This is a genomic window from Paenibacillus sp. VT-400 (genome assembly GCF_001029205.1).
Lineage (GTDB): Bacteria > Bacillota > Bacilli > Paenibacillales > Paenibacillaceae > Paenibacillus > Paenibacillus amylolyticus.
The window spans coordinates 821,868-840,337 of the sequence record NZ_LELF01000067.1 but is presented as its reverse complement, the minus strand read 5'-3'; the positions used below and the strand labels follow the sequence as shown (position 1 = coordinate 840,337).

29 protein-coding genes are annotated in these 18,470 nt (G+C 42.5%); all 29 read right to left on the bottom strand.

Annotated features, from left to right (window positions below; all coding sequences use genetic code 11):
• Positions 1-50 precede the first annotated feature (50 nt).
• Entirely contained in the window at positions 51-1,613 is a 1,563-nt protein-coding gene (locus EL84_RS14520; RefSeq protein WP_047842184.1) for a PH domain-containing protein, read from the bottom strand.
• Positions 1,610-2,107: a PH domain-containing protein gene (locus EL84_RS14515; RefSeq protein ID WP_047842183.1), complete on the bottom strand. Its 498-nt coding sequence runs from the start codon at positions 2,105-2,107 to the stop codon at positions 1,610-1,612. The genes EL84_RS14520 and EL84_RS14515 overlap by 4 nt, the downstream gene beginning before the upstream one ends.
• A 131-nt stretch (positions 2,108-2,238) precedes the next feature.
• The gene (locus tag EL84_RS14510; protein WP_047842182.1) at positions 2,239-2,799 is read right to left on the bottom strand and encodes a GNAT family N-acetyltransferase; all 561 of its coding nucleotides are present in this window, start codon (positions 2,797-2,799) and stop codon (positions 2,239-2,241) included.
• 27 nt (positions 2,800-2,826) lie between these two features.
• On the bottom strand, positions 2,827-3,249 hold the full coding sequence (locus tag EL84_RS14505) for a hypothetical protein (RefSeq protein ID WP_047842181.1): 423 nt from the start codon (positions 3,247-3,249) through the stop codon (positions 2,827-2,829).
• A gap of 103 nt (positions 3,250-3,352) precedes the next feature.
• Positions 3,353-4,033, bottom strand: coding sequence for a zinc dependent phospholipase C family protein (locus tag EL84_RS14500; protein WP_047842180.1), 681 nt, complete (start codon positions 4,031-4,033; stop codon positions 3,353-3,355).
• A 135-nt stretch (positions 4,034-4,168) separates the two neighbouring features.
• Positions 4,169-4,948 carry a hypothetical protein gene (locus EL84_RS14495; RefSeq protein ID WP_047842179.1) on the bottom strand — a complete coding sequence of 260 codons (780 nt, stop codon included), beginning with the start codon at positions 4,946-4,948 and terminating at the stop codon, positions 4,169-4,171.
• A gap of 108 nt (positions 4,949-5,056) precedes the next feature.
• The gene (locus EL84_RS32150) at positions 5,057-5,218 is read right to left on the bottom strand and encodes a hypothetical protein (RefSeq protein ID WP_162489225.1); all 162 of its coding nucleotides are present in this window, start codon (positions 5,216-5,218) and stop codon (positions 5,057-5,059) included.
• A gap of 169 nt (positions 5,219-5,387) precedes the next feature.
• Positions 5,388-5,843: an NUDIX hydrolase gene (locus EL84_RS14490; RefSeq protein ID WP_047842178.1), complete on the bottom strand. Its 456-nt coding sequence runs from the start codon at positions 5,841-5,843 to the stop codon at positions 5,388-5,390.
• Between the two features lie 46 nt (positions 5,844-5,889).
• Entirely contained in the window at positions 5,890-6,480 is a 591-nt protein-coding gene (locus tag EL84_RS14485; protein WP_047842177.1) for an HD domain-containing protein, read from the bottom strand.
• A gap of 23 nt (positions 6,481-6,503) precedes the next feature.
• Positions 6,504-7,343, bottom strand: a complete 840-nt coding sequence (locus EL84_RS14480) for a GNAT family N-acetyltransferase (protein WP_047842176.1) — start codon at positions 7,341-7,343, stop codon at positions 6,504-6,506.
• Between the two features lie 53 nt (positions 7,344-7,396).
• Positions 7,397-7,849, bottom strand: a complete 453-nt coding sequence (locus tag EL84_RS14475; protein ID WP_047842175.1) for a GNAT family N-acetyltransferase — start codon at positions 7,847-7,849, stop codon at positions 7,397-7,399.
• 40 nt (positions 7,850-7,889) lie between these two features.
• Complete coding sequence (locus tag EL84_RS14470; RefSeq protein WP_047842174.1) at positions 7,890-8,783, bottom strand: PhzF family phenazine biosynthesis isomerase; 894 nt, start codon at positions 8,781-8,783, stop codon at positions 7,890-7,892.
• 77 nt (positions 8,784-8,860) lie between these two features.
• Complete coding sequence (locus tag EL84_RS14465) at positions 8,861-9,403, bottom strand: GNAT family N-acetyltransferase (protein ID WP_047842173.1); 543 nt, start codon at positions 9,401-9,403, stop codon at positions 8,861-8,863.
• A gap of 26 nt (positions 9,404-9,429) precedes the next feature.
• Complete coding sequence (locus EL84_RS14460) at positions 9,430-9,945, bottom strand: nucleoside deaminase (RefSeq protein ID WP_047842172.1); 516 nt, start codon at positions 9,943-9,945, stop codon at positions 9,430-9,432.
• A 95-nt stretch (positions 9,946-10,040) separates the two neighbouring features.
• Positions 10,041-10,610, bottom strand: coding sequence for a phosphoglycerate mutase family protein (locus EL84_RS14455; protein WP_047842171.1), 570 nt, complete (start codon positions 10,608-10,610; stop codon positions 10,041-10,043).
• Between the two features lie 14 nt (positions 10,611-10,624).
• On the bottom strand, positions 10,625-11,116 hold the full coding sequence (locus EL84_RS14450; protein WP_047842170.1) for an NUDIX hydrolase: 492 nt from the start codon (positions 11,114-11,116) through the stop codon (positions 10,625-10,627).
• On the bottom strand, positions 11,113-11,298 hold the full coding sequence (locus EL84_RS14445) for a hypothetical protein (protein WP_036610391.1): 186 nt from the start codon (positions 11,296-11,298) through the stop codon (positions 11,113-11,115). Before EL84_RS14445 ends, EL84_RS14450 begins: the two co-directional genes overlap by 4 nt.
• 38 nt (positions 11,299-11,336) lie before the next feature.
• Complete coding sequence (locus EL84_RS14440; RefSeq protein WP_235431535.1) at positions 11,337-12,179, bottom strand: hypothetical protein; 843 nt, start codon at positions 12,177-12,179, stop codon at positions 11,337-11,339.
• Positions 12,180-12,238: 59 nt separating this feature from the next.
• The gene (locus EL84_RS14435; RefSeq protein ID WP_047842168.1) at positions 12,239-12,748 is read right to left on the bottom strand and encodes a hypothetical protein; all 510 of its coding nucleotides are present in this window, start codon (positions 12,746-12,748) and stop codon (positions 12,239-12,241) included.
• 275 nt (positions 12,749-13,023) lie between these two features.
• A complete protein-coding gene (locus EL84_RS14430; protein ID WP_047842167.1) occupies positions 13,024-13,371 on the bottom strand; it encodes a hypothetical protein in 348 nt (115 codons plus the stop codon).
• Between the two features lie 5 nt (positions 13,372-13,376).
• Entirely contained in the window at positions 13,377-13,769 is a 393-nt protein-coding gene (locus EL84_RS14425; RefSeq protein ID WP_047842166.1) for a hypothetical protein, read from the bottom strand.
• Positions 13,770-13,798: 29 nt separating this feature from the next.
• Positions 13,799-14,197: a hypothetical protein gene (locus EL84_RS14420; RefSeq protein WP_047842165.1), complete on the bottom strand. Its 399-nt coding sequence runs from the start codon at positions 14,195-14,197 to the stop codon at positions 13,799-13,801.
• Positions 14,198-14,212: 15 nt separating this feature from the next.
• Positions 14,213-14,623: a hypothetical protein gene (locus EL84_RS14415; RefSeq protein ID WP_047842164.1), complete on the bottom strand. Its 411-nt coding sequence runs from the start codon at positions 14,621-14,623 to the stop codon at positions 14,213-14,215.
• Positions 14,620-15,066 (bottom strand): LytTR family DNA-binding domain-containing protein, encoded by a 447-nt coding sequence (locus EL84_RS14410; RefSeq protein ID WP_047842163.1) that lies wholly within the window; start codon positions 15,064-15,066, stop codon positions 14,620-14,622. Before EL84_RS14410 ends, EL84_RS14415 begins: the two co-directional genes overlap by 4 nt.
• A 171-nt stretch (positions 15,067-15,237) precedes the next feature.
• Entirely contained in the window at positions 15,238-15,645 is a 408-nt protein-coding gene (locus tag EL84_RS14405; RefSeq protein WP_152683029.1) for a hypothetical protein, read from the bottom strand.
• A 118-nt stretch (positions 15,646-15,763) separates the two neighbouring features.
• Complete coding sequence (locus tag EL84_RS14400; protein ID WP_047842161.1) at positions 15,764-16,267, bottom strand: DUF4188 domain-containing protein; 504 nt, start codon at positions 16,265-16,267, stop codon at positions 15,764-15,766.
• 31 nt (positions 16,268-16,298) lie between these two features.
• Complete coding sequence (locus EL84_RS14395; protein ID WP_047842160.1) at positions 16,299-16,751, bottom strand: hypothetical protein; 453 nt, start codon at positions 16,749-16,751, stop codon at positions 16,299-16,301.
• Positions 16,752-17,216: 465 nt separating this feature from the next.
• Complete coding sequence (locus tag EL84_RS14385) at positions 17,217-17,852, bottom strand: hypothetical protein (RefSeq protein ID WP_047842158.1); 636 nt, start codon at positions 17,850-17,852, stop codon at positions 17,217-17,219.
• 47 nt (positions 17,853-17,899) lie between these two features.
• Positions 17,900-18,382, bottom strand: coding sequence for a hypothetical protein (locus tag EL84_RS14380; RefSeq protein WP_047842157.1), 483 nt, complete (start codon positions 18,380-18,382; stop codon positions 17,900-17,902).
• Positions 18,383-18,470 lie beyond the last annotated feature (88 nt).

Below are 18,470 nucleotides of genomic sequence, written 5' to 3'. Positions count from 1 at the left end.
GAGCAAGTACAGAATAACCTTGTTTGGTCTTCCTGCACTTGCTCTTACAATTAACGGGTCTGAACATCTTGGGTACGTCCCATGTACCATAATTGAAATGATTTCGCCGTATCCAGGGAAATGTCATGTGCCCAATGATGCAGTACTGGTTTGGCGCGGTTTACGGTATGAATGGAAGCCACACCGAACCAACGTTGTAACACATTACGAGTGATCTGCACTTCGATGACTTTCTCACGTTTGGAGATGAAGAGTGTTGAAGTAAGTGCACCGGTTCGAAGTTGGATGAAATTCTGATGCAGAATGTATCGGGTATGGAAAAAGTCCATCACTCTGCATGTTGCAATCCACACGAGCAGAATCGCGGAAATCATCAACCAGGCATGTTTCTGCCCAAACACCACTGGTTTGAAATACCACAATAAACCCGTGATCATAATCCATCCCCAGCTTGGTTTGAGCAGGCGCAGCCATAGTGATATTCGTGGAAGTTTTTCCATCTCTTGCGTAACCCGATAGGATGGCAGGATCTCCTCAATCAGGGTATAGGCTTGCTTCACAGGCAAGAAGGGATAGAGTGAGTTCACCTCCTGCTCGGATTCTCCCAGACTACCTGCAGTGGTCAGTTCTACTTCCGCCAGTCCAAGCAGCCTTTTCATTGGCGACTGTGTAATTTTGACGGCCTGGACTCGCTCTTTCAGGATTGAAAATGACGTTTGCTCCATCATGCCCTTCGAGATATAGATCCGCTTGGAATCCGAGGTGATCTGGAAATTGCCATACTTTACGAAGGTTCTGACTATGCCCAGAGCAATAGATATGATCAATAAAACTAAAATCATCAAACTGGCAATCCACCAGGAATCGAGCCAGGTTAATAACAAACTTTCCGTTACTTCTTCATCAGGGAAGAAGTCCTTCACCCAGGAATAGAGCGTAGCCAGGACCGGAATCAGTACGAGAAAACTAAGCGAGGTAAAGGATGCTTTGAATATGTCCTTGCGGGTGGAATGATAATGAACAACCCGTTCCTGTTTTTCTTTTGCAGGTAGAGACATGACTTCATCAGTTATAACAGGTTCGGATTGCGCCTCTCCCTCTTCCATAACCTGAACTGCATCCAACGTATCATGTTCCTCTGTTGCTCCTACTGTTACTGCTTCTTCAGCCATATGACCTGCTACAATCTTCTCCAGCTGTTCCGCTTCGGAAAGTGAAACAATGTGTAACTGAAAGGTAGCATCTTCTCCCTTAATTCCGGTCTCGAATCGAATCGACGTCACCCTGAATAACCGATGAAACAACGTTGTATGACGATTCACATTCTGGACCTTCGTATAAGGTATCGTTCTTCGAGTACGGTTAAACACACCACTATAGATATGAAAGGCTGTATCGTCTGCTGCATAACGCGAGGTGAACCACTTCAGGATCATGGACAGGATGCTAAGGGAGACACCTACATAAAAAGCGATTCTTCCATAGAATATCCATTGGGACTCCGAGCCCTGACGGAAAACAAACAAAAAAAGGACGATAGCGAACCAATTCTTTACCCGTTTCCACAAGCTCCACAGCATGGTTAATGGATGATGTCGCTTCATATCGATCATTCATCCACCTCATTAATTCGCGCATAGGACGCAATCTGATGACGGAGTGCAAGTGCGACTTCCTCTGGCAATGCCGGGATTTCATGCGATGAACCCATCGTGCCAACCGATACGGAATAGAGTCCGTATTTTCGCATTAAAGGTCCCTGATTTGTTGTAACCGATTGCACTTTCGCCATGGGGATGATCTGATGTACCTTGGTTAGCGCCCCACGCTTCAGTTGCAGGAACTCCTCATTCACATCATAGTACCAATGCTTGTATAACCATGACGGCTGGATGAAAATATCCCACACCGCATAGAGCACCGATATGGCCGTAACGCCCCACAAAATCCAACCAATCCACGTCTTCCATCCATAGATGGAGTCCAGTATTAACAGTACGGCAAGGATCAGAAAGCCTATTACATTCCATATGATGGCGCTAATTCTCCACAAGTTTACCGCATGAGGGGACAGCCGTTGCTCGGGTGTATTCCACTGTATTGACATATGTTCACTCCTTTTTTCCTCGGGTACATAAAAACACACATGATACAATGTACGAACAATCGTCCACGATCGATGCAAAAAGATAAAGAGATGACCCCTATACAATACAGGTCGTCATCTCTTTTGTTCATTCATTTTACTATAAAATCCTGTACTTCACACAGCCAAACCATATGATCTGTTCCTTCGCCCCAGTAGTTCTTCGCCACCACATAGGGTTCACCGAATTTGCGTTGCCACTTCTTCTGTGCGATCTGGTAACCGCTATCCAGGCAGAATTGCTGAATTCCCAGCCGTTGCAGTTCAGTAACCAGTGCAAGAATGAGCGCCGAACCAACCCCCCGTCCTTGAACCTCGGGCAACACATACAGGCTACCCAGTTCTCCGATACCGTTCAGCCGGCCCTCTGTACATTCTGGAATCTCCTTACCACACGGTCCATACGAGATTGTGCCTACAATAACATCCCCCATTTTAGCAACGAGGAAAAATACACTTGCTTTGATGTTGTCCTTAGCTTGCAATGCCTTGTGAATCATCGCTTTTTTCTGTGTTATCTCATCCTGAATATCATCCAGAAGCGAGCCTATTCCCTCCTGATCAAATGCTGCGGGAATGGTTGTCTCAAATACCTGATACGCTCCATCTGCATCTGATTTTGTCAAAGGTTCAATGGTAATTTTGTCACCCACAGGTTCTTCTCCGTTCCATATACCTTCTTAATCTGTACGTCTCTGAATCAGTCTTCTTAGTTGATTCGAATCCTCAAGAGGAATGCTATATCCAGTGTTCGTGTCTTCAAGGTTTACTAACAGGCCTTGCATCTTGGGATCCATTCCTAATGAAAAATCATACCGTGTTATCGAGCTGTCCGCATTTGTTATGCTCAGGTCGTACTGTGCACTATAATTGAGAATACCCGGCATACGCTCGGCCTTATGTATTGCATCCATCATGATCCGAATCTCGTCAGATCGATCAAACTCAACATCTTGGCATGGTTCCAAAGTGAGGTCTGGATTACAGGTTAAGGTGATCAGCACAGGAAGCCCCTCTTCCGCGTTCGATTCATTCGGTTTACTGCACCCTGCAATGAACGTGGCAATGACAAATACGAGCAACATTCCTACATATTTCACCATACTGCGTGCCTCCCTGACGTAGTATTAAATAAACTAGTAATGAGTAGAGAAGTAATAAATACAGTATATAATGAAATGACTTAACTGCACTAACTATCTATATTCATATCAAGTTACGTAACTCCGGGTCCCATGAAGGCAACATAGAGATCAGTCGCTCTACGGTCTCTTCCACAAATACCTGAACTCTCTCACCCGTGATGAACTCAGGAGTAATTCCCGGTTCTTCCCCATTAAGAAAAGAAAACGTGTGGTCCCGCCAGCGTACAATCTCATCAGCAGTTAAACGATCCGTCATGTCATAACCCGGTGAACTGTTGAGCACTTGCCATACCTCTTCGCTCCAACTTGAACCTTGATAGAGATTAAAATCGATCTGGTCCGTCTCCTGGTAATATAAACGCGCCAGTTCATCCTTCGATCTGCTACTGTCTGTATGTTGATCTACCTTGTTGACCCGTTCGACGAATTCAGGATGCACACTCCGGAACCAGTAATAGTCTGTCAGCACATGCATAAAGTATCCTCGCACAAACCACTTCCATCCTTCATCCGTAAGTTGTTGCATATAGAATGAGTAAAGATCCTTCAGTTCACCAACGTGATCTCCATCATCTTTCGGGTTAAAATGGGTGTATTCCTTATCATCTCTAGTTGTACCTTCGCGCATATGTATGGAATCCGGGGCGATATTCCCCAGATAGAATGAACCTCGATCAGCCTGCATTTGCAGCGAGTCTGCAATTCGATTAGCAATACTAAGATGAACCATAGGTAACGGCATAGAGTTAATCTCCTTTTAGCGGGAAGTATTCTACTATACTTAGAAAAAGAAACGATATAACCTACTAGGTAACGTACAGATGGCTAGATTAGTAAGACTTCACTCTGCTCCAGCTTTTTCACCGTAGATGCGTGATTAACCCTGTATTCTCTCCACTTGCGTCCGGTCAAACAGCTGCTCCAGATCCGTATGGTATTCCGGGTGCTCCTTCACAAGCAGACTAATGTATTCCGATCCACATTCATAGAATACTAGACGATTAAACGGAGCAGTATCTCCAAAATGGTTGCTTTCCTGCCCAAATTTTGCCCGAATCAGATTCTCAATATAACGCGCGTAACCCTCGTTCCACTCCAACCAGCTCCAATACTCGGCTTGTTCTTCATTTAATGAAGTGAACAACGCCTTTCTAGCTGTCTGTACTTGTGTCAGGTCTTTACTCTTCAAAGCAGACAACAATGAGTTAATCCGCTCCACAACGATTTCATCTTCATACGGAAACTCATAATCCAGTTCCCATGTTACACGCTTCAGTTGGTCCATTTTATGCTTAATCTGAAGACGGTTGACGATTCGTTCATCATATTTCTCATATACATAACAATGAACATATTCGTGGAACAGATAAACTTTCTGCTCCAGATCTTTGAACGCTGTATCCGTTACAATCGCACACATTCGTCCGTTCATATGATGCACCGGCATTGCGGCAAGGCACTCATCTGGAATATATAAATCGTCCGGTACCGTCTTCACCCACTCATATTGTTGCGTTTTGGACGAATAATCATAGATATATAATAAAGCTTCATAGGCTACAACCACTGGATAATGTTCTGCAAACAAAGGATGTAGGCTAACCAAGTCTTTCTGAAGCTCGTTTAACTCGTTAATTTGCTCTAAAAAAGCATCCATATTCAGGAACCTCTCTTTACTGGATTGATGCGTTAATCATACTAGAATAGAAAAGATAAAACACTGAGAGAAAAATGATAATTCTGTTCGAGTATGAGATGCTGAACGTTAAAAACGCTCTCCGCGTTTTTCATACAGGTAGATATCCAGCGCCTGAATCCCACGTCGGGCTAGCTTAATAAACAGGATCAGCGCATACACGCCCAGTCCATATAACAACACATTAATCAACATTGCGAATATTGTAATGATAGAACCAAACATCATCATTATTCCTCCTAATAGACCCTTTTAAATGTTCACTCCCTATTCTAGCATATTTTTCCTTAGTTAATTTTTTGGGTAGATGTAAGGGGCATTTAGGGTGCGTATAAGTTGAAAATAAAAAAATCTTCCACACCCATTTGTGAAAGGTGGAAGATTTATAATCCGGATACAGCTAGTTAGTTCTGATATATTCTGCCTTCTTCAACACATACTCCGTAAACGGATTGATCTCAGGGATCGGCTGATTCAGATCAAAATATCGGAGTTCCAGCCCTTCACCATCCATAATGGTTGGGCTGCCCTTGATGCCTGAAGCTTCATAAACAGCCATGACGTTGTAAACTTCATCACCATGCGGATACTGATAATACATGTCCTCACCTGAAAAAACGTTAATGAGTTTGAACGATTCCGCTCTCAGTCCGGCCTCTTCAAATAATTCCCGCGCAGCTGTTTCCTCCAAAGACTCCCCGGGTTCCATCGATCCCCCAAGTGTCCCCCAATCCAAGCTATCTGTACGTTTTTGCAGCAACAGGTGACCTTCCTCATTAAACACGAGTACGCATGAGCCCGCCATAATTAGAGGACGCGGGCCCACCAGTTTTCTTAGCTCCATGGTATACCCCATTCATGCTTCTCCCCCATCTTCGAAGTGCATACGTCAAAACGTATCCTTATGATTTGGACAGGATTCCCTGATCCACGGATTTCTGAATAAGCTGCTGCGCATACTCCCACAATGTTTCGGAACCGTTCGCAATCTCACGGTTTCTGTTTATCACCTGTTCACTTGTAATGTTATATTTCTGCCACGTATCTCCCTCATTCTGATGATTGTGTATCAGAGGCTGCAACCGATCTAGAGATGAAGCAAATTGTGCTTCAGGAGTCTGCTTTGCTTCAAACTCTAACCATAATTGGAGTAGTTCTTCCGCCTGTTCCTTAGGCAATATACCAAACAGCCGATGAGCTGCTTTGAGTTCACGATCATATTTATCCGTGTGTCCCACCGTATCATAAGCGAACGTATCTCCGGCATCAATCTCGACCAGATCATGAACGAGAAGCATCTTAATGACTTTGAGGATATCCACATCCTTGTTGGCATGACTCTGCAAAACCAAGGCCATCATCGCCAGATGCCAGGAATGCTCCGCATCATTTTCAAGTCTCTCACCGTGCATAATTCTCGTCTTTCGTTCAATCGTTTTGAGTTTATCAATCTCAATGAGAAAGTGAATCTGATCCTGTAATGATTCGCTCACAGCACACCCTCCTTCATACCCATCTATGTGGATAGATCATACCAGTAAACTCTATAGTTAAAATCGAGTGACATCCCCACACCTTGTGCCAGACGAATTGAGCCTGCATTGTCCGGTGAACAATCCCAATACGGATGTATACCTACACGACTGCATTCTTCCACAAAAGCTTTTGCCACCATCGCACCATAATTCCTTCTTCTGTAGACTTCAACCGTTTCAATATCAACCGCATGTGTCTGATCTGTGATAAATGCCGAAAAGCAAACACTCGCGATATCATCGTTATGCACTGCAATATAGCCAAAGCCATGTTGTAAAAAATCATCTATTGTCTTCCAAAAGTGAGATATTTTATCTTTCAGGAATGGAGAATTGTTATATCTTTTCTCTCCTAATAATACTTCATCTATCCTGAGAATTCTGACTTTCTCGTCCTGTGAAGCACATATGTCGAGAGGTGCTTGCTGACTTATCGAATTTGGATTCAACTTGAATACATGCTGAATATCACTGGAGATATCTCTTTTCCCGGAGATGTGCCGAAGAACATCTTCCCAGGCTTCGTCCACCACACCAATTTCAACAGCATGCATATGTAAGTCCAATAACTCAGGTTCTATACGTTCCCGCATGTACTCTTTCAATTCATTCAGAAAGGGCTCACTTCGAGAGTCGCCGATCAACTGAAAACCAGATTGTCCATGTACCCAAATTAGAGCTGCTGTGATATTTTCTGCATCATCTACATAGATCCGTCCCGGGTTCAAGCCATACGCCACCGCTTTGACTTCAATATTCTTACACGAGTCCGTGAGATGTTTTACTTTGTGGAATTCATGTTTATTAATCTCGGTAATCATAGGTTCATTCCTCCCGAATTCAAGACAAAGCCATAAAGCGTGTGTAACCTCTATTAAATCTTATATTCATAGATTCTTGTCTCTTCATCATCAAGCAAATATCCTTTACTGATATAGGCCCAGTTATTTTTTTCATAATAATCAGTCAGATCAGTACACAAATACAGCTTGTCATACCCTTTTGCTTTCACCTCATTCATCGCATGGGTCTGAAGTTGTCCACCCAGATTCTGGCCCCGATATTCTGGATCAACATGAAGACACGCAAACCAGGGAAAAAGATCCTGCCTGCTATTCAGATCACTTCGCAACAAAGCGCACCCACCGATAATTCGGTCTCCGTCCAACATCACATAAAATCTTGGTACATCACTCTCTGTATCCACAGAACGCTCTATACAATCCCGATAGAAATGGAAGCTTGATTCCGAGCCCCATTGTTTCCAGAAATACTGTACTGCTTCTTGCATCACGTCCGGCTTCTGCCGAATATCAATAATTTGCAAAATGTTAATCTCCCTTCGCGCTTTTTGCTTTCGTATATGATCAAATGTCCAATTCAACATTCAGTTCACGCACAAAAGCAGCTGTCCCCTTCATTCTGACATCCATATCCTCACCATCCCGAATCACACTCACTTGAACCTTTCCATCTCTTCCAATCTCATGCCCTTGCTCTATCACAAACTGTACCTCATCAATCTCCGGTTTCACATAGGTTAAATAATAGGCACCCATCACCCCGGAGGCTGTTCCAGTCACAGGATCTTCCGTAGTACCTGAGTATGGTGATGAAAAATGTCTGGCATGCATCATCGCATCGAAATCACGGGTTTCGAAACAAAAGGGATGTAGGGAAGCTTGGGGATTCTCAATTAAAATTCCTGGGAACAGGGAAGAATCCGGTTTCATTTTCATAAAGGAGTTCAGTTCACGAATCGGGATTAATAACGTCCAGGCTCCTGTACTTCCATAAACGATTGGCGTAGAAAGGTCAACATCATCCAGAGTGAGATTGATGGCGCTTACCAGCTTCTCGATATCCCCCTGGAATGGTATAAACTGCGGCTGATCCTGTTTCATTTCCATGTAAATGGTGTCGGCATTGCGCTCAAATCGTATGGGTAATGTACCTACATTGGTTTCAATCGTGATTAACTCTTTGTCACTTAACATCCCACGCGTCTTCAATCCATACAATGATGCCATTGTGGCATGACCACACAGATTAATCTCATGGCCCGGCGTAAAATAACGTAATCTGACGTCAGCTACTTCAGAATTCAACACAAATACTGTCTCATTAAAACCAACCTTATAAGCGATCTGCTGCATCTCCGTCTCACTGAAATGATCAGCATCAAAAACCACTCCTGCCGGGTTACCTTGACCCGGAACGGTAGAGAAAGCATCATAATGATAAACCGTAATTCTCCCCATGGTTATAACCACCTTTGCCCTAATTTACGAGAAACACAACAGAACCAACGTAGTCATCTTATTTCCTCCCGTACCTATTAGACAGACTTAAATTCTCTATCCAAAATGGAGTAAAAATACTGGTCTGTCCACTGATTGTTCCACCATAGCTCTTCCTGGAAGATGGCCTCCCGTGTCATACCCACATGCTGCATCAGTGCGGCTGAGCGAACGTTTTGTGAATTGCACATGCCGACGACCTTATGATCTTGTAACTCTTGAAACGCAAATCGTAACAAAAGACGGGTAGCCTCGCTCCCATATCCGTTGCCTGCGTATTCTGAAAGTACAGCGAATCCAAGTTCCCAGCTTTTTCGGTAATCCACATAACTCCACATCTGAACAATACCAATGGGTGTATCTTCCGGATCATTCAAGCGGCGTATAACAAAATCATAGGCATACGGTTTCTCATCTGCGACAGCAAAATGGCTGCGATATTTCTCGCGAACCTTCTCCTCATCCGTCTCAACAGTTTCCTCAAAGCTCCATATGTTTGCGTCACATTCAAGTTGACATATGAAGTCGAGGTCCTGCTCTGTGACTGTTGTTATTCTTACCTTCTCTCCCACGAATTCCATATGAATTCATCTCCTTTGGATTAGGATCATTGCTTAGGAATCTCCCACTCTGTATTAAGCAAACCTCTACCAATATTCCATTTGGCGAGCAAAGCCCTCTGTCTGTTTTCCAGATCAAGATAGGGTGCTGCAACACAGGATAACGTGTCAAACATATGGATAAAATGAGGCCCTTCCTTGAAACGTCGAAGTCCGCCATATTCTTCATCATCCGCTGCCCATACAATCTTTTTAATACCCGACATTAATATGGTACAAGAGCACATAGGACAAGGTTCACAGGTAGTATAAAGCGTCAAGTCTTTCTTCTTCGAGAATTTCTTCTTCTCTACATCCAGCAAATGTTTTCCTGCCCGACGAATGGCATCCACCTCAGCATGTGCGGTGGGGTCGCAATCCGAGAAAACTCGGTTCCTGCCTTTACTCACGACAATCCCATCCACATCCACGATTATCGCACCAATCGGATACGTTCCTTCAATAAGTGATTGTTCTGCTTCTTCCAGAGCCAAAGTTAAATATTCATAATCCGATAACTTCATTTGAAAGTCCCCCTAAGTACAGTTATAGACCACCTACAAAACAGACTCCTTGTGCAATGTGTAATAGAAGAGATTGACGGAATCACCTTTAATCGTTAAACGTTTCGGATTGTGTACTGCCCGGCTTCACCCAGAAAATCACTTTTGGTTAACTCTTTTTCTCCGAGTAATATCCTGTAGTTCGATATCGTACCGTCATGTGAAATGATAAACGTATTGCCGCTCTGTTGCCTGCACCATTCAAGAAGCTTTTCAGCTAATATCTGGAACCGATCTGCATCCATCTGATTAATACTTTCTTCCCAACAATCCAACCCCAAATTAAGCATTCTTATGTAAGTATACTGATGGCTGAGTTCTTCCTTGGAATAGATCTGATCACAGACGAAAGGAACAAACTCTGGATTCTGAGGAAACATTCTTGGGCCAACCAGTGGGCTGAAGAACGCAAGATTTTTGTTAGGGGTTAGGAGTTGTGCTGTTTCAATAGTACGTTTCGTTGGACTAACCAAAATGACGTCTTCAGGCGCAAAAACCACTTGCTTACGCAACGCTATGACTTGACTTTCTCCCAATTCAGTGAGGCCAGGATGCAGAAAATTTAATTGGTTTGGATAATCCATCAAGTGTTCGCCATGACCATGACGAATAAATGTAATGTCCATAGGCACCTATTCCTCTATTTCTGAATGAAGTGTTTGATGCCTTTTGCATCAAGAAGGTTACTCAGTTCCTCTTTCAAAAACACAGGATATACTTCCATTCGCTCCAGTTCGTCCAAGGAAAACCATTGGAAAATTAACTTACCGTTATCTTCTAAACCTTTGAATTCGGTTTCACTATATAGCTTATGGGCTTCCGGCAATGTGATGAGATAATAAAAGCCAACTTCATGATACTTCAGACCATCATATTCAAAGAAATCTTCACTAACATATGCGAGCCTTTGCGCTTCTACATGAACACCCAGTTCCTCCATCATCTCTCGCACAATAGCCGCTTCTGTTGTCTCGTTTAATTTCACCCGACCTCCGGGCAGATTCCAGAAATCATCCTGTTCTGTCGTATGCAAAAGAACTCTTCCCGCATCCATCACAATACCTGCCACACGGAAGTTGAATTTGTTGTTATTTTGTTCATACGATACATTATTGTTATCTGCAGTGGTCATCTCGCTGACCACCCATCAGCAAATCCGTCCATGAATCCCATGATGAATGAGGGAATGATGAGTACGAGCAATAAAATTAAACTGGCTATGCCCCATCTAAGAATTACTTTCCGTTTGCTTCGAACACCTATAATAATTAAGATTGCGGTTGTTGCAATTAAGGCTACTCCATAAAATGTCATAAAACTGACCTCCGGTATGTATTCGTATTTCATTAAGGTTACTGCAGAATCTTTTCTAGCTTGTGCCAACAAGCCTCGCGGTCATAATCCGAATTATCCAGCCATACCTTATCCATTTGAAGTAACCCATAGATTTCGGACTCCAGCTTCTTTCTTTCCTGCAAAACCTGTACCGTACCCTCAACACCCTGATAACCCTGTGCCTGCCCCAAACCCTGGTTCGTATAATAATTAATGAATCCCTCTGACCATTCTTTTGGTCTTTCACTAACCGCCTTATCAAATGTATAGGATATATCTTTCTGGTCGATATAGATGAGAAGCGGGTTCAGAGCATGAATGATTCGCCCCAGTTCCAATACATACTGCACGTTTTGCTCTTTGGATTGATTGCATTTTACGAGACCCATGGTTAGTGGATTCTGGATAAAACAACATTCAAATATCGTGATGCAGTCATCATTCGTGCTTAACACGTTTTGGGCGAAATCTTGCCACTTCTCGGTGATCAGCTTAACATTTTGCTCAAAAGGAATTTCGTAAATATCTCGTCTGAAAATATCCTGTACAATGTGATCAGGAAGCTCTATTCCCCATTGCTCTTTCATCTTACGGTATGGAATCAGGAAACCTTCATCATGAGCAGTCGCATTGCTTTCCAGAACCTCTCTGTAATCTTCATGCGTGCCCAATAAAGCCTCGAAGTCTCCTGCATAATAAAAAGATACGCCCTCGTAATCAGCAGGGTGATCCAGGTTTCCTTCCTGAAACAGTTGTACCTTCTTGCCTTGTCCTATCAAAATTTCGGATACCATTTTGGCAACCGTTGACTTGCCTGAACCCGGTAATCCTTCAATCAGTATTAATCGCCTTGCCATCATTACATCACCCTTTATTTTGTGTGAAGATATGGATCTTCCATGTGTCAGACACTATGTGCTTAATCAATGTCTGCAAAAATCCATTGCGCGTTATCGCCATCTTCTTTCTTTTTCCAAAACACCATCGTATTGCTATACTCTTCGTCGTTCTCATTTAACTCATTAACTATCACCACTGCCTGATAGAGTTTCCTTTGCTCCTGTATAGTGATATCGCTCATGGAAGTAACCTTAAGAACTTTGTATCTTCCCATACCTGATATAGGAGATTCAGGATCAATCAAACTCATATATGCTATTTCATCCTTTTCGTATAAATAACGTATACGGGCATTCATAAGTTTGACGATTTCCAATTTGTCACCGGTATAGTTTGTTTCATCGAGATACTCTGGTGGGATGTCTTCCTTCTCATGGGATGTCGATATTTCTTCATCCTGTTGTGTCTCTTTTGCTGTGACACTTTGAGCCAAGGAATCTATTGATTGTTGTGCATCTTCAGTGTTTTCCTGGTTCTGACAGGCCACCAGAAGTAGTAATAATAATGAAACTACGGTTAACTTTTTCATAGTCAGCCCTCCATTCAATCATGGATAATACTCCCCTCGTAAAGACCTTAAATGCCTTTAATTTAAAATAGAGACTTCCTATGTATGTAAATTTTCTCTCAAGGTACATCATAACCCATAATGTGGAATTTGCGAATAAACGAAGTTAACCATCTCTGTTTCTATAGCATTTCGCGCAAAAAACCACGCTTCTCTGCACGAGTTATATCATGCAAAGCGCGTGGTTATCAGCAGAACTTTCATTCAACTTTTGTAACTGTCCACAATCAATCTAGCTACCTACTAAATAGCATATTCATTATGCCGACCGCTTCAATCTGGATCTCTTTTTCTTCATTATCCAAGAAAAGGTAACTAAATGTTGAAAAGATTCCCATATGCAGTATATGTCCACCTTTATAATGAAGCGTCTTTTCCTCACCGTCGATCGTCTGCGTAAACGTCCTGCCTTCATTCACATCATACGAAGAATGGATGTCATGTTCACTTGCGAGCCACGCAACAAAATCTTCTTCGTTTGGATTGGTCATTACTAGAATAACGAGCAGAACAACAAGAACAACAATGCCCGTTCTGAGTCCTGCGCCCTTCTTGCCACCATGCTGTGTGTTTTCACCCTTCATCCCGTTCACCCCGTTTCTTGAACAGTAATCTCTACGTTCTTCGCCAAAACCCAACCACTCAGTCCATACGAGGATGAGATCACCATGTACTTGTATTTCTCCTCGATCAGCCGGATTTGCAATTCGTCATAGGAATCATAACTGACAGGCCAAGCTTGACCCTTCCCTGACTCTAACAACTCTCGATTATAAGGGATAAAATGCTCTATTTCCCACTCATCCAGATCCAAAATAATGCTGCCATGCAGCGGTGTATCAAACGCATGGGCCATTACACCAGAGAATAAAACATCCATATTTTTCGGTACAGTATGACTTGAACGTGTGCGCATCCTGATTTTTTTGTTCTCTAAATCAACTTCGTAACTTAATATGATGTTGTCATGCAAACTTGGCATAGTCCCCCTCCTTCCGGTGTACTCATATATTAAACACCATAATATTGTTTATAGTTTGAGACCCATTCCGCGTTGGAGAAATCAACAAAGTCATACGGCTCGCAGTGTTTAAGGTAAAGCAACTCCTTGTGCGCCTGTTCCCCGTCCATATTTTCCAGATAAAATAAAGTCTGCTCATGTCCCGCACCACATAATAACTGCACATCAATATAACTGCCCGTATCCTGATTCTTTCGTTTAGCTTTCCAGATCAGCGTGGTGTCCTCCACATTTCCAATACAGAATAACATGATGCACAACAGTCTCAGAACCTCGTTATCCTCTGACTTCCGGTTCTCAATCTCTTGCTGAAGCAGCTGTCGGATGGCCTCCCGGTGTACCTCATCAGGTTCCAATCCGTACAACTGCAACAGTTCTTCCTCGTTCATACGTGTACTCCCTACCTACTTGAGAATGTTATTTAACTCTTCCGCTTTTTTCCTGCTATCCATTCTAGCATAAAAATAGAAAGCGATGATGTGCAGCACGATAGATAATAACCACATGCCGGGGAACCAGGGAGCGATGAATTGGAACATGTCTACCGAGAATAACCATACCATCGCCATACCTCCTGCAATATTGAATGTGGAAGAAATGACGATATTCCATACCGGTTTTAACGTAAAATAGTTCCACAGTATGTTATACATCATTCCAAACAACAAAGCTGCAATAAAAGCAATACCCGCTATGTTCCATAAATAGGACATCTGAATGGGCAGATCACCAAAGAATATTGTAGCCAAGAGTGTGATCCATAGCGTCATTATAGTGAATACTTGAAAAAAAGAATTTCTAAGTTGAGTAATCATGATAATTTCCCCCTAAAGTTTTTAATATAAAATCGGCTGACGAAGTAACTGGAGCTATCGCTCAGGTCTACCTTAATTCGAGCTTGGTCTGTTGCAGAGAATGCGGTGATGTACCGCGTATTGATGATCGTTTGATTATTTATTTTTACAAAATGAAGGTCATCCAGATCCTCTTCTACAAATTTCAGACGTTTATGAAGCAAGTACCTCTCACCTGAGATCACCCGGACACAGCACATCCGATCCTCTGATTCAAAGGCAACCACCGAGCTCAACTGGATCTGTATATTGCGATTATTCTTGGCATGGATGACCGTTAATTGAGTTTCCGATTCACAGATTGCCTTCTGAATACGGTCCCACTTCGACTTCTCCGCAGGATGGGTTATGACCTTGGCTAACCTTTTTTCAACTGTCGTGTCCTCTTCAAAAATGACTTTCATGTGTTTGCCCCTCCTCTCACAACTCATATTACAAGCATAGTTACGGCAATCCCACTGTATTGCGTTTTGTTGCATGATTTTGCAAGTTTGTTGCATCGGTACTGCATAAATACTAAAAAGAACCACTCCATGGGAGCAGTTCTTTTATTATAAGGAGGTGCTACGTTAACCTTACTCAATCTCCAGATACATATCCCGATTTTGCAGGATCATCTCATTCATATGTGTAATAGCTGCTTGCGCCACGGTCTGATAGGTGTCATATAACACCTCTGTTCTCTGAAGCAAGATTGGGTCCTTATCCAGATCTGTTGCCAGCACCTCAAGCCACTCTTCACCCACTTTATTTTTGTCCGTAATGAGACTTTCAATCTGTTCAAGTACATTAACCATCTCATCTAAATGAAAAAAGTGCATCCCATTTTTTATTCCATTCCAGCTTTTGATCTCAATGATGTTATATGCCGAAAACCAATAAAATTCTGCCAGACTTTTCGTGTGATTGTGATAGGAATAGAACAGAAATAAAGCTTGTTGCCCTTCGTGTAACATTCGGTATATCTCTGTTTTGGCTGCCATATCTCTGCCCCGTACCGAAACAAGAATTGGTTCAATACACAGCCAGCTAAGTTGCTTTGAATATATATCTTCTGGTCGAAGTTTAGCCTTCATAACATGCCCCTTTCTTTTTACCTATTTAAGGATTCTCTGTTACTTCCACGGCCGGGTCATTCTCTCCGCCCATTCTGCGTCTGGATGTCTCCATTTTCCCTGTCGAAGGCACATGGTCAGAAGCTTTAGCTAATCCGAATTTGGGCATGTTGGCGTATATGGTCTCGAAGGAACCCGACTGAGCCTTGTATGTTTCATGATATATCCCTACTGTTCCGTCAGTACCAATGGATCGGTTGAATTTTTTCCAAGCTTCCAAGTGTAATCCGCTTCGTGCGTATTTCTCCAATTCATCGTAAGAGCGCCAGTATTGTAGTAGCGTCACCCCACGCCAACTTATAAAATACTCTGTACTCAGAAATCCAGTCTCCGGATTCATATACAGTTCTTTAATCATCGGTCCCATGGACTTAAAGACAGGCAACCATTTGTGTATAGCCCACAGACGATTGATCCTCATTCCGATGATAAAAACAACAAATTCTCCCTCAATCTGAGCGGAGTATCTTCCCTTATGTATGTTCGCCACGTAATCTCTCCTTCTCTCAAAACATTCGATTTCATCGGATCTGGACGGCCCTTCCTATCCGCTCATAGGCATTCAAGGGAAACTCAAAACTCCACCGTTTGTGATATTCCTCCAGTCCCATTTCCTTCAATTTGCTTAATTCTCTGTAAAATAGCTTAGTCAACTTGACCAAGGATAACTCCTCAGACATAAGCAATCGCCCCTCTGTAACGGCTTCCGTGCTAAAGTTATCACTCATCTCATACACCATGAATTGAACGATTACCTGCGAACGTTTCTTGATCCAGAAGCGATATTCTCCAGGTTCGGTCTGCATGGTCATGGATACCTCCGTGGCTCCTTTGTGCAATGCTACGAATTGACGTGTTATCTCCTCAACCGCATCTGACAAAAAAGAAACCGGAATCTCAATCTGTTCTCCCTGATCAGGGAGAACCAGGATATCCAGCCATCCGTGCAGTTCAAGCGTCATAACGATGTCCATAGTCATCCTCCTTTATGTGATTCTATGATGCAAGATTAACTGGAGATCATGTCTTTCAGTATATATAGCTTCTAATTTAAAATTAGGTGAGTTGTGGAGCAGTAGACGTGCTTTCAATTTGTGTTCAAGTTCCTTATGATCGTGTTTGTTTCTCTGCCATTAGAATCCTTACAATGCTGGTCGCATTGTTAAATTTCATTTTGTTATTCTTCTGTTGGTAGTCCCACCCTTGTTTTATAGCATATTGAATAAGGTTGGATATCAGTTTGGGTTCATAGACAAATATATCCCATGTATCTTCCCAAGCAACATCGAACTCTACAAATGTAGATTTAAACGCATTCGAATAAACCCGAATGACGATATCGTAAGCTTGCTCATCCACAACGTACAGGAACAGTGTATCATTCACTACAATTTTGCGTACTTGTTTCCTGTATACCTTCAGGTATATCTCTCCCTTTCTTACACAGTGCTGCGTAAATCTTCATACACATTCCATTTTGTATACAATTCTTTTAGCGCTAACGCCGTTTTATGTATGAACTCTTCCATACCTTCCATGGATAACATATTTAAATCACCCAAAGGTTCGTTGTCAGGGTTAACTAAAAACTCAAGTTTCTCTTCTCTATACTGGTACACCTCAGATTCCAGCAATCCGCCTAAATCAAATGCTCTTCCCACATTCAGCTCATTTAACCAATCGTTGGCCCTGTTCCAATTCCGTAAAATCATAAACTCCAGCTTTGTGACATCCTGTGTATACACACTTCTTCCGTTGGGATGGACTTCATATGCTGGATAGATATCGAATGTCCACACGCGATCCGTATAGATATGGGCGATGTAACCGCACAGATATTGCAGGAATTTGGGATCACTATAAGCTAACTTCTTGTTGGATTCAAAAAATCCTTTAAGTTCTTCGTCTGTTGCGAATCTTCCTCCCTCTGGCATGAGGTGGGTTTTCGCCTTTTCTGTACGAAGATTAGTTCTTACATGGATCGAATCAGGAGCAAGGCTCCCCGATAACAATTCAGGGAATGGCTCGGATATCAACTCGGATGCAATTGCAAAATGTACCATCGGCCAAGGCAATACAAAAACTCCCTTCTTTAGTCAATTGGTCTTAAAAGAGTTAAATTTCATATCCCAAAATGCACAATGCATTTCCCATTTATCTCAGCATACTTTGCCATGTTCGCAAGCTTATGTAATTCGTTGATTAATTCAACTTTGTTGTACACGAGTTTCTCGTAGTAGCTCTTTTGTTCTTCTCCATCAACACAGTAACTCCCTGTTAGAACAATCGGATCAGTCGCATGGCTGAATAGATCCATCCAGGCCCGAATTAGTTGATGAAACTTCAACAAAACATCCTGCTCTTTAATAACGGTTATTCCATAGTTGTTCAGTCCACTACATCTCATACAGGTAGATGGATTCCATGTATCCAACCAGCAAAGGGAATCATAGATGTACGCAATGAATTCGTCTTCCAAGGTCGCATGATTCTTTGTGGTTAATCCACTCCCATGTATCACGCCGTTAGAGTCCCAAGAGTAGGAAGTATAGATATATTCGTTTACTTGCGATTTGTTTTCAATAACAAAATGATGCTTCGACATACCCGCACCTCCGTTACACTTCCCCATGCTTCAATATCTGTTCAATCCTCTTAATTCATCATAACCCATGTATTGGTAAATGCGAAGT

What these genes read in the sequence shown, in the direction of transcription:
- EL84_RS14520 (WP_047842184.1), bottom strand. Translation starts at nt 1,613, where the DNA reads ATGATCGATATGAAGCGACATCATCCATTAACCATGCTGTGGAGCTTG.
- EL84_RS14515 (WP_047842183.1), bottom strand. Translation starts at nt 2,107, where the DNA reads ATGTCAATACAGTGGAATACACCCGAGCAACGGCTGTCCCCTCATGCG.
- EL84_RS14505 (WP_047842181.1), bottom strand. Translation starts at nt 3,249, where the DNA reads ATGGTGAAATATGTAGGAATGTTGCTCGTATTTGTCATTGCCACGTTC.
- EL84_RS14500 (WP_047842180.1), bottom strand. Translation starts at nt 4,033, where the DNA reads ATGCCGTTACCTATGGTTCATCTTAGTATTGCTAATCGAATTGCAGAC.
- EL84_RS14495 (WP_047842179.1), bottom strand. Translation starts at nt 4,948, where the DNA reads ATGGATGCTTTTTTAGAGCAAATTAACGAGTTAAACGAGCTTCAGAAA.
- EL84_RS32150 (WP_162489225.1), bottom strand. Translation starts at nt 5,218, where the DNA reads ATGATGATGTTTGGTTCTATCATTACAATATTCGCAATGTTGATTAAT.
- EL84_RS14490 (WP_047842178.1), bottom strand. Translation starts at nt 5,843, where the DNA reads ATGGGGTATACCATGGAGCTAAGAAAACTGGTGGGCCCGCGTCCTCTA.
- EL84_RS14480 (WP_047842176.1), bottom strand. Translation starts at nt 7,343, where the DNA reads ATGATTACCGAGATTAATAAACATGAATTCCACAAAGTAAAACATCTC.
- EL84_RS14470 (WP_047842174.1), bottom strand. Translation starts at nt 8,783, where the DNA reads ATGGGGAGAATTACGGTTTATCATTATGATGCTTTCTCTACCGTTCCG.
- EL84_RS14465 (WP_047842173.1), bottom strand. Translation starts at nt 9,403, where the DNA reads ATGGAATTCGTGGGAGAGAAGGTAAGAATAACAACAGTCACAGAGCAG.
- EL84_RS14460 (WP_047842172.1), bottom strand. Translation starts at nt 9,945, where the DNA reads ATGAAGTTATCGGATTATGAATATTTAACTTTGGCTCTGGAAGAAGCA.
- EL84_RS14455 (WP_047842171.1), bottom strand. Translation starts at nt 10,610, where the DNA reads ATGGACATTACATTTATTCGTCATGGTCATGGCGAACACTTGATGGAT.
- EL84_RS14450 (WP_047842170.1), bottom strand. Translation starts at nt 11,116, where the DNA reads ATGACCACTGCAGATAACAATAATGTATCGTATGAACAAAATAACAAC.
- EL84_RS14445 (WP_036610391.1), bottom strand. Translation starts at nt 11,298, where the DNA reads ATGACATTTTATGGAGTAGCCTTAATTGCAACAACCGCAATCTTAATT.
- EL84_RS14440 (WP_235431535.1), bottom strand. Translation starts at nt 12,179, where the DNA reads ATGATGGCAAGGCGATTAATACTGATTGAAGGATTACCGGGTTCAGGC.
- EL84_RS14435 (WP_047842168.1), bottom strand. Translation starts at nt 12,748, where the DNA reads ATGAAAAAGTTAACCGTAGTTTCATTATTATTACTACTTCTGGTGGCC.
- EL84_RS14430 (WP_047842167.1), bottom strand. Translation starts at nt 13,371, where the DNA reads ATGAAGGGTGAAAACACACAGCATGGTGGCAAGAAGGGCGCAGGACTC.
- EL84_RS14425 (WP_047842166.1), bottom strand. Translation starts at nt 13,769, where the DNA reads ATGCCAAGTTTGCATGACAACATCATATTAAGTTACGAAGTTGATTTA.
- EL84_RS14420 (WP_047842165.1), bottom strand. Translation starts at nt 14,197, where the DNA reads ATGAACGAGGAAGAACTGTTGCAGTTGTACGGATTGGAACCTGATGAG.
- EL84_RS14415 (WP_047842164.1), bottom strand. Translation starts at nt 14,623, where the DNA reads ATGATTACTCAACTTAGAAATTCTTTTTTTCAAGTATTCACTATAATG.
- EL84_RS14410 (WP_047842163.1), bottom strand. Translation starts at nt 15,066, where the DNA reads ATGAAAGTCATTTTTGAAGAGGACACGACAGTTGAAAAAAGGTTAGCC.
- EL84_RS14405 (WP_152683029.1), bottom strand. Translation starts at nt 15,645, where the DNA reads ATGGCAGCCAAAACAGAGATATACCGAATGTTACACGAAGGGCAACAA.
- EL84_RS14395 (WP_047842160.1), bottom strand. Translation starts at nt 16,751, where the DNA reads ATGGACATCGTTATGACGCTTGAACTGCACGGATGGCTGGATATCCTG.
- EL84_RS14380 (WP_047842157.1), bottom strand. Translation starts at nt 18,382, where the DNA reads ATGTCGAAGCATCATTTTGTTATTGAAAACAAATCGCAAGTAAACGAA.